The sequence below is a fragment of the Enterocloster clostridioformis genome, from assembly GCF_020297485.1.
Taxonomy (GTDB): Bacteria; Bacillota; Clostridia; order Lachnospirales; family Lachnospiraceae; genus Enterocloster; species Enterocloster clostridioformis.
Map to the genome: position 1 here is coordinate 3,958,511 of NZ_JAIWZC010000001.1, position 14,541 is coordinate 3,973,051.

The 14,541-nt window shown below is 51.0% G+C and carries 13 protein-coding genes and 1 riboswitch; of the genes, 9 read left to right on the plus strand and 4 right to left on the minus strand.

Going from position 1 to position 14,541, the window contains the following annotated elements:
- Positions 1-41: 41 nt before the first annotated feature.
- Positions 42-1,451 carry an NAD(P)/FAD-dependent oxidoreductase gene (locus LA360_RS19960; protein WP_022202597.1) on the minus strand — a complete coding sequence of 470 codons (1,410 nt, stop codon included), beginning with the start codon at positions 1,449-1,451 and terminating at the stop codon, positions 42-44.
- Positions 1,452-1,510: 59 nt separating this feature from the next.
- Positions 1,511-1,606, minus strand: a riboswitch (purine riboswitch).
- A gap of 238 nt (positions 1,607-1,844) precedes the next feature.
- On the opposite strand from LA360_RS19960, the gene LA360_RS19965 reads away from it, so the two are divergent.
- From LA360_RS19965 to mfd, 3 genes are all read left to right on the plus strand, one after another.
- The gene (locus LA360_RS19965) at positions 1,845-2,558 is read left to right on the plus strand and encodes a biosynthetic peptidoglycan transglycosylase (protein WP_057571309.1); all 714 of its coding nucleotides are present in this window, start codon (positions 1,845-1,847) and stop codon (positions 2,556-2,558) included.
- A 234-nt stretch (positions 2,559-2,792) separates the two neighbouring features.
- Positions 2,793-3,443, plus strand: coding sequence for an aminoacyl-tRNA hydrolase (gene pth, locus LA360_RS19970; RefSeq protein WP_022202595.1), 651 nt, complete (start codon positions 2,793-2,795; stop codon positions 3,441-3,443).
- 19 nt (positions 3,444-3,462) lie between these two features.
- Positions 3,463-7,065, plus strand: coding sequence for a transcription-repair coupling factor (gene mfd, locus LA360_RS19975; protein ID WP_112481511.1), 3,603 nt, complete (start codon positions 3,463-3,465; stop codon positions 7,063-7,065).
- 145 nt (positions 7,066-7,210) lie between these two features.
- Here the strand turns inward: mfd and LA360_RS19980 are convergent, their stop codons facing one another.
- Complete coding sequence (locus LA360_RS19980; protein ID WP_022202925.1) at positions 7,211-8,125, minus strand: LysR family transcriptional regulator; 915 nt, start codon at positions 8,123-8,125, stop codon at positions 7,211-7,213.
- A 157-nt stretch (positions 8,126-8,282) separates the two neighbouring features.
- Here LA360_RS19980 and LA360_RS19985 point away from each other — a divergent pair, with 157 nt between their 5' ends.
- The 4 genes from LA360_RS19985 to LA360_RS20000 all read left to right on the plus strand — a co-directional run bounded on the left by LA360_RS19985 (position 8,283) and on the right by LA360_RS20000 (position 12,188).
- Entirely contained in the window at positions 8,283-9,275 is a 993-nt protein-coding gene (locus LA360_RS19985) for a Bug family tripartite tricarboxylate transporter substrate binding protein (RefSeq protein WP_022202926.1), read from the plus strand.
- 78 nt (positions 9,276-9,353) lie between these two features.
- Positions 9,354-9,818, plus strand: a complete 465-nt coding sequence (locus tag LA360_RS19990) for a tripartite tricarboxylate transporter TctB family protein (protein ID WP_022202927.1) — start codon at positions 9,354-9,356, stop codon at positions 9,816-9,818.
- 12 nt (positions 9,819-9,830) lie between these two features.
- Positions 9,831-11,336: a tripartite tricarboxylate transporter permease gene (locus LA360_RS19995; RefSeq protein ID WP_022202928.1), complete on the plus strand. Its 1,506-nt coding sequence runs from the start codon at positions 9,831-9,833 to the stop codon at positions 11,334-11,336.
- Positions 11,337-12,188, plus strand: a complete 852-nt coding sequence (locus LA360_RS20000) for an MBL fold metallo-hydrolase (RefSeq protein ID WP_002585490.1) — start codon at positions 11,337-11,339, stop codon at positions 12,186-12,188.
- On the opposite strand, the gene LA360_RS20005 is transcribed toward LA360_RS20000, so the two are convergent.
- Both LA360_RS20005 and LA360_RS20010 read right to left on the minus strand, forming a co-directional pair.
- A complete protein-coding gene (locus LA360_RS20005; protein WP_002595822.1) occupies positions 12,163-12,480 on the minus strand; it encodes a DUF1622 domain-containing protein in 318 nt (105 codons plus the stop codon). The two genes, LA360_RS20000 and LA360_RS20005, sit on opposite strands and share 26 nt — an antisense overlap.
- 17 nt (positions 12,481-12,497) lie before the next feature.
- On the minus strand, positions 12,498-12,749 hold the full coding sequence (locus tag LA360_RS20010) for a TM1266 family iron-only hydrogenase system putative regulator (RefSeq protein WP_022202929.1): 252 nt from the start codon (positions 12,747-12,749) through the stop codon (positions 12,498-12,500).
- A gap of 497 nt (positions 12,750-13,246) precedes the next feature.
- On the opposite strand from LA360_RS20010, the gene LA360_RS20015 reads away from it, so the two are divergent.
- Both LA360_RS20015 and hydE read left to right on the plus strand, forming a co-directional pair.
- Entirely contained in the window at positions 13,247-13,441 is a 195-nt protein-coding gene (locus LA360_RS20015; protein ID WP_225537631.1) for a hypothetical protein, read from the plus strand.
- On the plus strand, positions 13,441-14,508 hold the full coding sequence (hydE, locus tag LA360_RS20020; protein ID WP_022202930.1) for a [FeFe] hydrogenase H-cluster radical SAM maturase HydE: 1,068 nt from the start codon (positions 13,441-13,443) through the stop codon (positions 14,506-14,508). The genes LA360_RS20015 and hydE overlap by 1 nt, the downstream gene beginning before the upstream one ends.
- Positions 14,509-14,541: the final 33 nt, after the last annotated feature.

The window sequence follows — 14,541 nt, forward strand, 5'->3', positions numbered from 1 at the left end:
AGCAGATTGCCGGCGTCCATCTGTTATGGGCGTCTCTATATTCAGCCCCCCATCTGCCTTAATATACTCCTGGCCACGCTTATGCCATTTGCGGATGCCTGCTGGAGCCCTCTGGTGACGGAGGCGCCGTCTCCGATTGCCCGCAGTCCCCTGATACTGGTTTCAAAGTCAGCATTGACAACTACTTTATTGGAGTAGAACTTGACCTCGACGCCGTAGAGAAGAGTCTCGTCGCTGGCAATGCCGGGAGTTACCTTATCCAGGGCCAGAAGCATTTCCTTGATATCCGTCATGATACGATGGGGGAATACCAGGGACAGGTCTCCCGGCACGGCATCCTTCAGAGTGGGAATCAGGTTGTTGCGGCAGAGACGCTCCTCTGTGGTCCGGCGTCCTCTCTGGAAATCACCGAAGGTCTGAACCATGATTCTTCCTCCGCAGAGCATGTTGGACAGCTGGGCAATGTGCTTGCCGTATTCAATGGGTTCGTTGAAGGGCTTGGTAAAGTTCTTGCTCACCAGAAGGGCAAAATTGGTATTATTTGTCTTATACTCCTGGGATTTGTACGCATGGCCGTTTACCACTGCAAGGCCGTTCTCGTAGTATTCTGTGGCCACCTCCCCGGAAGGATTAGTACAGAAGGTGCGGACCTTGTCGTCGAAGGTGGGGGTATAGTATACCAGCTTGGCTTCATACAGGTTCTCGTTTAAGAACTTCATGACCTCATCCCGGACTTCCACACGCACGCCTATGTCCACAGTGCCTACCTGGGTCTGGATTCCATGGTTTCCGCAGATATGTGAGAACCAGTCAGAACCCTCCCGTCCAATGGCGGAAACCACCTCAGGCGCATAGTAAGTCTCGTCCTTGTCCGTGATGATACCCTTTACGGTATCGCCCTCAATGATGATGTCCCTGACCATGGTGTTGAATTCCATGGTAATGCCCTGGGCCAGAAGGTGCTCCTGAAGCCGGGTATAAATCTTATACCCTTCCTCGGTTCCCAGATGGCGGATGGGGCATTCGATCAGCTTTAAGTTAGCGCCGATGGCTTTGCGGCGGATTTCCTCTATTTCTTTTTGTTTGTCAACGCCGTATACATTGGTGTCAGCGCCGAATTTTAAGTAGATGTTATCAGATTCCTTTAAGAGTTCAACCGTTTTATCATATCCCAGGATTTCCGGAAGGTTGCCGCCCACATCGGGGGACAGGGACAGCTTGCCGTCGGAAAACGCGCCTGCGCCCGCGAAGCCGGTGGTAATGGAGCAGGGTTTGCAGCCCACGCATACCTTGGTGGTACGCTTTGGACAGACTCTCTTTTCGATGGGGCGTCCTTTTTCTACCATGAGAATTTTCATATCGGGTTTCTTCTGGATTAATTCATACGCGCAGAAGATGCCGGAGGGACCTGCTCCAATAATGATTACGTCGTAATTTGTGGATGGATTCATAGGAAAACTCCTTTCTTTCACTGCCTGATTTGCCTGGTTTCATGGCACAAAAAAAACCAGTATGCAAAATAGAAGCATGTAGTCAACTATTCCGGTAGCTGGTAGAAACGTTCATCCAATCATGAACTTATACAGGCATCACAACGGTTATAGTTTAGCATAGTATGTGGTGTTATGCAAGGGCGGAATATCTTAAAATCCATTATGGAATAAGGGCCGGAAACCTTAAGAAAAACCAATCAGACCTTTAGAAAAAATTTCATAAATAGTCAGAGAATAGTCACGGTATATTAAGGCAAATTCAAAGATTATTGTATTCTCTTATGATATGATACATATATGAGATAAGATGATTCCATAATATATGATTCAGAAGAGAAAGCGGGTGAAAGAATGAAGGTGCGTACAGGTATCAAGTGGGCGGCAGCTGTAATGCTTATGGTGGTTCTGTGTTTCAGCGTGACAGTGGCCGTGAAGGGTTACGGATTGTACCGGGAGGCCATTGACAGTGTGAGCCTTGAAGATAAGGTGGCGTCCATACGTGCCAAGGAAAACTACACCACCTTTGACCAGCTTCCTGAGATTTATGTGGATGCGGTGCTGTCCGTGGAGGACCACAGGTTCTATAACCATCCGGGAATCGACGTGATAGCCATTGGAAGGGCTGTATTCAATGATATAAAGGCAGGGTCCTTTGTGGAAGGCGGAAGCACGGTGACACAGCAGCTGGCCAAGAACATGTATTTCAGCCAGGAAAAGGAGCTGGTCCGCAAGGCGGCGGAGGTCCTGGTGGCATTTGATTTAGAGAGGAACTACAGCAAGAATGAGATTCTGGAGCTGTATGTGAATACCATTTATTATGGGAACGGATATTACTGTGTGAAGGATGCAAGCAATGGCTACTTCGGCAAGGAGCCTGAGGACATGACGGATTATGAGAGCACACTGCTGGCCGGGATCCCCAACGCCCCATCCTGCTATGCGCCCACTGTGAGCCAGGAACTGGCAGCCAGACGCCAGCAGCAGGTTCTGGACCGTCTGGTGAAATGCGGATATTTTACAGAGGAACGGGCTTTGGAAACCATGGCGGTTGGAAGCAGCCGGTGATGATGGGAATATGGCAGCCGGTGATGACAGGAATATGATTGGCAGACGGAGGAAAGCTGGAGGAAAGAACCTTCATCTGCTTTACATTTTAAGCGTAATCTGATAGAATGATGGAACAGAAAAAAGCGTTAGATACCCCATGTGGTTTGTATCTAACGCTTAAAGGCGTGTTATAAATATAGGAATATGGAAAATGCGGGCAAATCATAAAACGGGAAGGCAAAGTGACGGAAAATGAGCGGAATATGGGAGAGAATAAAAGAACGGCTGGGATTTGGCAGGAAGGCAGAAGGTGATAAGGAGGATGACGAGGTAATGTACATCATTGCGGGTTTGGGCAATCCCACCAGGGAGTATGAAAAGACAAGACATAATGTGGGCTTTGAGGTCATAGATGTGCTGGCAGACCGTCTGGGCACCACTGTGGAGGAGAAAAAGTTTAAGGGATGTTACGGAAGAGGAATCATCGGCGGACAGAAGGTGCTGCTTTTAAAGCCCCAGACCTTCATGAACCTGAGCGGCGAGAGCGTAAGGGCAGCGGCTGATTTCTATAAAGTGGATCCGGAACATATTATTATTGTATATGATGATATCAGCCTGGATGTGGGGCAGCTGCGAATACGGAAAAAGGGCAGCGCAGGGGGCCATAACGGGATTAAAAACATCATTGCCCACCTGGGTACCCAGGAGTTTCCGCGCATTAAGGTGGGAGTGGGCGATAAACCTAAGAAAATGGACCTGGCTGACTATGTGCTAAGCCGGTTCTCTAAGGAGGACAGTGCTGTCATGGAGGACGCGTTCCGGGAAGCGGCCGGGGCAGTGGAGATGATGATTATTCAGGGCGCTGACGCTGCAATGAATCAGTTTAACGGCCATAAGGGCTGATAAGGGGTGCAGGGATAAAATGGAAAATCCATTATTGGAATTACAGGAGTATGATAATCTGGTTCAGGCACTGAAATCCGGAAAGGGACCGCTGCAGGTAACAGGGACCCTGGATTCACAGAAGGTACATCTGATGTACGAGCTGGGAGAGGCAAGCGCATTTGCCTGGAAGCTGGTGGTGACTTATGACGATACCAGGGCCAAGGAAATTTACGATGATTTCCGCAGCTTTACCAGTCAGGTGTGGCTGTATCCTGCCAAGGACCTGCTGTTTTACAGCGCGGACATTCATGGAAACCTGATGACCAGACAGCGGATTGCTGTGCTGCGCCGCCTCATGGAGGACAGGGAGGGCGTGGTGGTCACCACCATGGATGGCCTTATGGACCATCTGCTGCCCCTTAAATATCTGAGGGAACAGTCCATCACGGTGGAGAGCGGACAGGTGATTGATTTGGATTCCTGGAAGGAACGCCTGGTTGCCATGGGCTATGAGAGGATGGCCCAGGTAGACGGTATGGGGCAGTTCTCCATACGGGGCGGAATCGTGGATATATTTCCGCTGACCGAGGAAGTGCCGGTGCGTATTGAGCTGTGGGATGATGAGGTGGACTCTATCCGTACCTTTGATCTGGAAAGCCAGCGCTCGGTGGAGCAGTTAGAGAGTATCACCATTTATCCGGCAGCGGAGGTGGTGCTCTCAGGGGACCAGCTGGCAGCCGGAATCAGAAGGCTGGAAAAGGAAGAAAAGACATATGAGAAGGCGTTAAGGGAGCAGCATAAGCCGGAGGAGGCCCACAGAATCCATACCATCATCGAGGAGCTGAGAAACGGACTGGATGAGGGATGGAGAATTGGCGGGCTGGACGCCTATATCCGGTATTTCTGCCCTGATACGGTTTCCTTCCTGGAATATTTCCCCCAGGGTGAGAGCGTAATTTATCTGGATGAGCCTGCCAGATTAAAGGAAAAGGGCGAGACCGTGGAGCTGGAATTCAGGGAAAGCATGGTGCACAGGCTGGAGAAGGGTTATCTGCTGCCGGGCCAGACCGGGCTTCTCCATCCTGCGGCCGAGGTCCTGGCCCGGATGCAGAAACCGTTTGCGGTTATGCTTACGGGGCTGGACCAGAAGCTTCCGGGCATGAAGGTGAATCAGAAATTCAGCATAGATGTTAAAAATGTAAACTCATACCAGAACAGCTTCGAGATTCTTATTAAGGACCTGACCAGATGGAAGAAGGAAGGCTACAGGGTTATCCTGCTGTCTCCTTCCAGGACCAGGGCCAGCAGGCTTGCCAGCGACTTGAGGGAATATGACCTAAGGGCCTATTGCCCGGATGTGCGGGAAACGGATAGCGGGAACGGGGGAGGAGACAGTACCGGCAGTCCGGATTCCGGGAATCCGGTTGCTGTAAATGCCGCTGCCAACAAGGTCCGGCCGGGAGAGATACTGGTTACCTACGGCAATCTCCACCGGGGATTTGAATATTCTCTTTTGAAGTTTGTATTTATCACAGAAGGCGATATGTTCGGCGTGGAGAAAAAAAGAAAGCGCCGTAAAAAGACAAATTACCAGGGCAAGGCCATACAGAGCTTCACCGAGCTGTCGGTGGGGGATTATGTGGTCCACGAGGAGCACGGCCTGGGTATATATAAGGGTATCGAGAAGGTTGAGCGGGATAAGGTCATAAAGGACTATATCAAGATTGAGTATGGGGACGGGGGCAATCTGTATCTGCCGGCCACACGTCTGGAAAGTATCCAGAAATACGCGGGGGCGGAGGCCAAGAAACCCAAGCTTAACAAGCTGGGAGGGGCTGAGTGGAATAAAACCAAGACCAGGGTCCGGGGAGCTGTCCAGGAAATTGCCAAGGATTTGGTGAAGCTTTATGCGGCGCGCCAGGAGAAGGCCGGATTCCAGTATGGGCCGGATACGGTGTGGCAGAGGGAGTTTGAAGAACTGTTCCCCTACGATGAGACCGATGACCAGATGGATGCCATTGACGCGGTGAAGAAGGATATGGAGAGCAGGAAAATCATGGACCGGCTGATTTGCGGCGATGTGGGGTACGGCAAGACAGAGGTGGCCCTGAGGGCGGCATTTAAGGCGGTCCAGGACAGCAAGCAGGTGGTGTACCTGGTGCCGACCACCATTTTAGCCCAGCAGCATTACAATACATTCGTTCAGCGGATGAAGGATTTTCCGGTGCGGGTGGATATGCTGAGCAGATTCTGTACGCCGGCCAGGCAGAAAAGGACGCTGGAGGACCTGCGCAAGGGAATGGTGGACATTGTAATCGGCACCCACCGGGTTTTGTCCAAGGATATGCAGTTTAAGGACCTGGGACTGCTGATTATTGACGAGGAGCAGCGGTTTGGCGTTGCCCATAAGGAAAAGATCAAGCACCTGAAGGAAAATGTAGATGTACTCACCCTGACAGCCACGCCGATTCCCAGGACGCTTCATATGAGTCTGGCAGGCATAAGGGATATGAGTGTGCTGGAGGAACCTCCGGTGGACAGGATGCCCATCCAGACCTATGTGATGGAATACAATGAGGAGATGGTGCGTGAGGCAATCAACCGTGAGCTGGCAAGGAACGGCCAGGTATATTATGTATACAATCGCGTGACGGATATTGATGAGGTGGCCGGCCGCGTACAGGCTCTTGTGCCGGATGTGGTGGTAACATTTGCCCATGGCCAGATGCGGGAGCATGAGCTGGAACGGATTATGGCGGATTTCATCAACGGGGAAATCGACGTTCTGGTATCCACCACTATCATTGAGACCGGCCTGGATATACCCAATGCCAATACCATGATTATCCACGACGCGGACCGCATGGGGCTGTCCCAGCTGTATCAGCTGAGAGGCCGGGTAGGACGTTCCAACAGGACCTCCTATGCCTTTCTCATGTATAAGAGGGATAAGCTTTTGAGGGAAGAGGCTGAGAAGCGCCTCCAGGCCATCCGGGAATTTACGGAACTGGGATCCGGCATCAAGATTGCCATGCGGGACCTGGAAATCCGGGGCGCGGGCAATGTGCTGGGGGCAGAACAGCACGGCCATATGGAAGCCGTGGGGTATGATTTGTACTGCAAAATGCTGAACCAGGCCGTGCTGGCCCTTAAGGGAGAGACATTGGAGGAGGATTCCTATGAGACCGTTGTGGAATGCGACATTGATGCATACATTCCCGTAAGTTATATCAAGAATGAATACCAGAAGCTGGATATCTATAAACGTATCTCCGCCATTGAGACAGAGGAGGAGTACATGGATATGCAGGATGAGCTTATGGACCGCTTTGGGGATATACCGCACAGTGTGGAGAACCTGCTTAAGATAGCGGCTATCAGGGCTCTGGCCCACCGGGCATATGTGACAGAGGTGGTTATTAACCGACAGGAGGTAAGGCTTACCATGTATCAGAAGGCCAGACTCCGGGTGGAGAAGATTCCGGACCTGGTGAGGTCCTACAAGGGGGATTTAAAACTGGTGCCCGGGGATGTGCCTTCCTTCCACTATATTGACAGGAGGAATAAGAACCAGGACAGCCTTGAGATGATGGGGAAGGCGGAAGAGATTCTGAAAGATATATACGGGATACGCATATAGAGGACCATAAAAAAGCAGCCAGGACTGTGATATTGATATGCTCATATCACAGTTCTGGCTGCTTTTATTTTGGAAAATCAGACTGTTTGCGGTTATTTACGAATACCGTTTACGCCGCGCAGCACCGGCATGACCATGGCCCGTCCTACAGACATCCCTGTACATACCGGGTTGCCAGCTCAATGTAATACTTTTCCGGTTTGGTCAGATAACACCCCTTCAGATAGGCCATGCAGCGCATCCATGTCTGCCGCGGACGGACGGAAAAGTAGGCGATGGGGGCTTCGGGCTCCACGTAGGACTGGGGAAAGAAGGCTGGACATATCTGCTGCCGCACCATGTTCACCACGGTCCTGGTGCTGACAGATTCAAACAGAATCCTGGGACGGAAGCCTGCTTCCTCAAAAGCACGGTCAATCATGTCCCTCATTCTGGTCTCCCTGGATATCAGGGTGAAGCTGTCCTCCCGCAGGAGCTTTAAATCTATCTCCGGAAAGGTCCGGAAGCTGTCATCACCCGCTAGATGGGCAAGAGGGTGGGAGACAGGAAGACCCAACACCATAAGCTCTTCACCCATGTCCACATATTCCAGGAATGGGTTCTTCTGGTTTCCAAAATAGGTAAGGCTGGCCATGGTGACTTCCTTCTGAAGTATCATCTGTTCCATCTTTTTTACCCTGGCTTCCCTGATGCTGAACGTGATATTGGGGTATTTTTCACGAAAATACGGATATATGCAGGAGAACATGAGGGAACCCTGTTCCGGAGTATAGGCTATGGATATCTCGCCGGCGTTTTCTTCTGTGATGTCGCTGATGATTTTGTAGGTCTCCCGTTTCATGTCCACCATGCGGCGGGCCGTGGCCAGGTAAATACGGCCCGCAAGGGTGGGAATCATGCTGTGTTTTCTGCGCTCAAACAGCGGAGTACCCAGCTCCTTTTCCAGACGCAGCAGCTGCTGATTCAGGGCCGACTGGGTGAGATACAGCTTTTCAGCTGCCTTGGATATGCTCTGTTCCTGTTCGATGGCAACAATATATTCAATCTGGCGTAAATCCATGGGGGCTCCTTTTGAACTTAATTATGTTAAGAGATTATATAAAAATCAATAAGTTGAAATAAGTCATTACAGTCATTATAATCAAAACCAATAAAGAGTTCAATGGAAACGAGAAAATTATGTTGAATTCTAACAATTTAAAAAAGGAGACAGAAGCATGAAGAAAAGCGTATTAGGGATGATATTGGCAGGAATCATGGCGGTTTCGGTGACGGGATGCGGAGGCAGTGCCGCAAAGGACGGTGAATGGGCCAAGAATGTGGAGATTCAGGTACCGGCCAAAGCCGGCGGCGGAACCGATGTGATGGCAAGGGCATTGGCTAACAAGGTATCAGGAGAGTCCGGTTCCACCATCACCATTGTGAATAATACGGACGGCGGCGGAGTAGTCGCGTGTGAGAAAGCATCAGCCGGAAAAAAGGACGGCTCCACCCTGACACAGTGGCATCTGACCATGCTGATTAAAACAGCAGCGGGACTGTACGATAAATCAGCCACAGAGGACTTTACGGTCATTGGAGTGGCGGTTCCCAAGGACAAGGCCAACAATGTGCTGGTGGTATCCGGCGGTTCTTCTTATCAGACCCTGGATGATTTGATTGGGGCTGCAAAGGAAAGACCGGGTGAGGTCATGTTCGGCGTGGAAACCGGCGGAACGGTACATATCCAGACAGGGCTGTTTGCAAAGGCAGCGGGAATCGATGTCAAATATGTGGAGGCAGGATCCGATACAGAGAAGCTGACTGCTCTGGTGGGAAACAGCATTGACGCCTGTTTTGTAAATGCAAACCAGGCAAAGCAGTATGTGGAATCCGGTAAGGCCAGAGCCCTGGGAGCCATCTCTAATTCCGATGAGGGCGGACGCAGCAGCGTGCTTCCAGAAGTGCCTGACTTTATTGAACAGGGCGTGGATTTCAGCTTCAAGATGCTAAATGTGGTCCTGGTAGGGCCAAAGGACATGGATTCGGAGCTGGCATCCAGGATTCACGATTACTATGCATCCGCTGCCAATGACGCGGAGGTGGTAAAGACTCTGGCGCCTGCTGGAATGGAGATGGAATTTTTAAGCCTGGAGGAAGGTGGGAGCACCTTAAAGGAAATGCAGGGACAGATTGACGCCGTGGTGGAGGAACTGGGGCTTAGGAAATAACTGGAATGAAGACATGCGCATAAGGCGCATGATGAAGAAAAGCAGGTATAAGCAATATCAGGAAAGGGGCGAGATGCCGTGAGAATAAAAAGAGACCAGATAACAGGCGCTGTGTTAATCCTGTTGGGAGCCGTGGTGTTCCTGATGACCACTACCTTTTCCACCCCCATTACAGCCGCCTATCCAGGGCCAAGGATGCTGCCCTCCATTGCGGCTTTCGGATTCGCTGTATGCGGTCTGGGTATATTGGCGGAGAGCACCTTGAGCAAGAAAGAACAGAAGGCATATATGGCAAAAGCAGGATGGATGAGAATGGGGGCGTCCCTTATTATAATAACAGCTTACATAGCCGCCATGACAGCGGCAGGTTATCTGATTGCCACACCAGCAGCCCTGTATGTGCTCACAACCATGTTTGCAGGAGGCGGTTCATCCACCCTTAAGGGAAGGCTGCTGTTCTCCGTGGCGGTGGCAGTCATCATTTATGTGATTTATGTATATGCCTTCGGGCTCACACTGCCATCAGGCATGCTGTTTGAATAGGAGGGGGAACGTATGATAGAATTTTTACCTTATATCGCCGGGCAGATTACCCAGCCCTTCAATCTGGTTCTGATGTTTGGGGCAACGGTCATCGGTCTTATATTCGGGGCAATTCCCGGACTTTCCGGAACTCTGGCCGTCATGCTTTTCATGCCGCTTACATATACCATGAATGCCTCAAGTGCAGTGGTATTCCTCATAGCCCTATGGGTGGGCGGATGTTCAGGGGCATTTATCGGATCCGTACTTCTGGGAATACCCGGATCTGCTTCCGCGGTGGCAACCTGTTTTGACGGTTATCCCATGGCCCAGGCAGGCAAAGCTGGCAAGGCCTTGGCCATCGGCATGGTGGCATCCTTCCTGGGAACCTTTTTCAGCGCCATACTGGGAGCCCTGTTAAGCCAGAAAATAGCAGATATTGCCTTTGCCCTGGGTCCGTGGGAGTATTTTTCACTCTGCTTCGTGGCTATAACCATGGTATTGGCCATTTCCAAGGGTAATATGTTTAAGGGACTGGCTTCCGCGTCCGTCGGCCTGCTGTTTGCCTCTGTGGGATATTCTCCCATTGATGCAGAGCCCAGGTTTGTGTTCGGCAATATGTACCTTATGAGCGGTCTGGGGATGACCATTGTACTGATTGGTATTTTTGGGGTGGCCCGAATCGTGGAGGAATACGGCAAGGGATTCGGCGCTATGCCGGACGTGGACACAAAGTCAATCAAGGGCCTGGGAATCACGTTAAAGGAAATAAAGGCTCAGTTTGTGAACATTGTCCGCTCCTTTGGCATTGGCCTGGGAATCGGTTTCCTTCCCGGCATGGGATCGGGACTGTCCAACCTTGTGGCCTACTCCAGCGCCAAGAATGGTTCCAGGACGCCTGAGATGTTCGGTAAAGGATGTCCTGACGGAATCTGGGCTTCTGAGGTATCCAACAACGCGGCCATCGGCGGTTCCATGATTCCCATGGCAGCCCTGGGTATTCCCGGTGATTCCACCACAGCCCTTCTGATTGGGGCACTTACGATTCATGGACTGGAAATGGGGCCCATGGTATTTAAGAACAGCGGAAATGTGGTCTACCTTATGTTTGCCACTGTTATGGTATGCGCTGTGCTGATACTGATTCTCCAGGCTCTGGGGATGCGGGTATTTCCACTGATTCTCAAGGTTCCGTATCACTATATGTATCCGGCTCTTATCATCATTTCCTTTGTGAGCGCATACGTGGATTCCGGCAGTTTATACAAATGCGGTATGATGCTGGTGTTTGTTGTCATCGGTCTGATGATGAGCTATGGAGGACTGCCCACAGCGCCTTTGATTTTGGCGTTTATCCTGGGACCTACCCTGGAGAGCAATATGCTGAAGGCATTTCAGTATTCAGGCAGTGCAGCCGCATTCTTCACAAGACCCATATCCTGCGTGCTGATGCTCATAGGAATAGGGTGCGTATTTTCGCCAATGTTTTGCGCGCTGCCTGCGAAAACAAAAAATAGTAAACAAAAGGAGGCCAATTAAATGCCGCTTAACAGTACTTCGGCCACGAGCCTTCCTCCCCAGAAGCTGATGGAACGGTGCTGCCGCACCCCCTGGGTCAGTTATCTGCCGCCCTTTCGGATGGCGCCGGGCGTCTATTATGTGTCTGGCAATGACTGGGTGGCCTGCTATCTCATTGATACAGGAGCGGGGCTGATTCTTATAGATACGGCTATGCATGAGACATGCTATCTGATGTTAGAATGCATCCGAAGCCTGGGATACGACCCAATGGATATTAAGAAAATTCTTCTGACCCACGCTCATGCGGACCATATAGGAGCAGCCAGGACCATGAAGGAACTGACCGGAGCCAGAGTTTATCTGGGAGAGAGGGATTTATTTATGATACATGAGCGTAAGGATCTGATTTGCAGCGACGGATATACCTGCGGAGATATTGAACCAGATGAGATTTACCTGGATGACAAACCTATTGTACAGGGAAATGTTTCCGTACGCACCATTTCCACGCCGGGACACACGCCGGGCTGTACCTCTATGATATTTGACGTGAAGGAGAAGGACGGCAGGATCTATACCTGCGGAATCCACGGCGGGGTAGGGCTTAACACCCTGTCCAGGGAGTTCCTGGAACAGAATGGACTGCCCCTGAGCCTTCAGAAGGAGTTCTGCGAAAGCCTGAGGATGATGGACCGGCTTCATGTGGACATCTGCCTTCCTTCCCACACCAATCAGGTGGGAATCATCCCGCTGATAGGGGAGATTACAGATACCCATAATCCGTTTGTGGATGAGAGCATCTGGCATGAGCTGATGCATGAGCGTCTGGACCGCATGGAGGCCCTTATTCGGTCCGTTCCTCTTCTTTGATTTCCCAGTGAATCAGGAAGGTAAGGGCGGCCCTCAGCACAATGATTCCGGCCACAATTCCTATTTCCTTCCACTCACGGACCACTACCGTGCGCAGGATTTCGCTTCCCATCTTGAATTCCAGTCCCATGGCCAGGCCCTTCGCCAGATAAATCTTGGTGTCGGGGGACCTGCGGAGGAATTTAAGGAAGCTTGTAAGACCTGAGTATATGATGATACCCACGCCGATAAATTCAAAAATAATGATTGCGGTGTTTGCTGCCAGAGACAGCAGCCATTCCAAATGTTCCATGGATTTGCCCCTTTCTTTTACTTGCTGACCGGCATCTGAATGGATTTTACCTTTACACCGTCCACCTTACCCAGGTCCCCTGCAAAGGAGCTGATTTGGTTCTGGGTTCCGTGCAGAACCACGCTGATGACGGAGACCCCGTAATCCCGGCAGGGAACACCCAGGCGGGCAATAATCAGACCGGACTGAAGATGGAATTTTTCATTTACCGTTGCCACGGAGCCGGGATTGCTGATAATGCAGCTGATGACAGCCAGACGGTCTTCCATAAAGTATGTCCTCCCTTATTGTTTTCTACCCGGCTGGCTTCTGCCGCAGCCAGATACATGCTTTTGCGCGAGCCGGAGTTATCTGTGGTTATGATATCACGGGCATCGGCCTTTCGTAAAGCCCAAACAAGGCACAGAACAAGATAATTTTTTAACCCTTGCTTTTTCCCTCTGGCTGGAATATGATGATAGTAACTAAATAGAACCTTTCTCTGATGCGAAGCAACCCTGAGATAAAGAGAGAGCGGAACTGTCCCGGCTGTGCGGGAACCGGTTTGTGTGGTTTGTCAGTGCGTGCCGTGTGCCGGCATGGCTGGCATAAGTCACCCATATGTGCCTGCCGGTGAAGCCGTGGTATGCGGATGATATCCTCTCTCTGAATTTCAGAGAGAGGTTTTTGTATGTTAGAACAAGAGGGGAAGGAAAAAACATGTTAAATATAGCGGTTTACGGAAAAGGCGGAATCTGAGGCGGGAGGGCCTGCTCCGGGCACCCGGGTGCTGTCCGTCCCGGGAGCCAACGGCGCGGGAAAGACCACCCTGTTTGGCCCAACAGGTGAGATACTGAGCGAGGAACATCTCAATGAGGCGTTTGTGGTGGAGTTCAGACTGTATCCGTTAACGTTGAGGAACAGGACATATACCTGTGTCCTGCCTTTGGGATTAAAAGAAAGAATGGAAAGAGGTGCATGATGGATCGGGTGATTACGCTGGTGGATAAACTGGCCGGGTCCCGTATGCTTTCCGGGGAGGAATTTATTTTCCTGCTTGATAACATAGGGGAGGAAGATGACGCATATCTGTATGGAAAGGCCAGGGAGTCAGCGCTTGCTAATTACGGAAATAAGATATATGTCCGGGGGCTTATGGAGTTTACTAATTATTGTAAAAACGACTGCTACTATTGCGGTATACGCAGAAGCAACCAGAAGGCTTCCCGCTACAGGCTGTCACCAGAGCAGATTATGGAGTGCTGCCGTATCGGCTATGGACTGGGATTTCGGACCTTTGTGCTTCAGGGCGGCGAGGATCCGTGGTTTACGGACGAGAAGATTGCGTATCTGGTAGAGCGCATTAAAAAGCAGTATCCGGACTGCGCGGTCACACTGTCTGTGGGTGAAAAAGGGTACGATACCTATAAGCGCTGGTTTGATGCGGGGGCAGACCGCTATCTGCTCCGCCACGAAACAGCCAACCCATGCCATTACGCCAGTCTCCATCCGCCTCAGATGTCTTCTGAGCACAGGAAGGAATGTCTGCATAACCTGAAAGCCATTGGCTATCAGACCGGCTGCGGAATCATGGCAGGCTCGCCGTATCAGACCACGGCCCATATTGCCCAGGACCTGGAATTTATACACGGCCTTCAGCCGGAGATGGTGGGAATCGGTCCTTTTATCCCGCATCACGATACCCCCTTTAAGGACAGGCCGGCCGGAACCCTGCGCCAGACCCTTCTGCTGCTGGCCATTGTACGGCTCATGCTGCCGGATGTGCTTCTGCCCGCCACCACGGCCCTGGGGACCATAGAGCCGGATGGAAGGGAGCAGGGAGTGATGGCAGGGGCCAATGTGGTAATGCCAAACCTGTCTCCGCTGGAAGTAAGAAAAAAGTACATGCTCTACGACAATAAAATCAGCACAGGCGTGGAGGCGGCGGCCAATATTAAAGAATTAAAAAACAGAATGGCGTCCATAGGATACAAAGTGGTCACTGACCGGGGCGACCACAAAAAAATAAAAAGCAGTCCCTGCCCTTAAAGCCTCATATTTACTTTGAAGGTTACTTTAAGT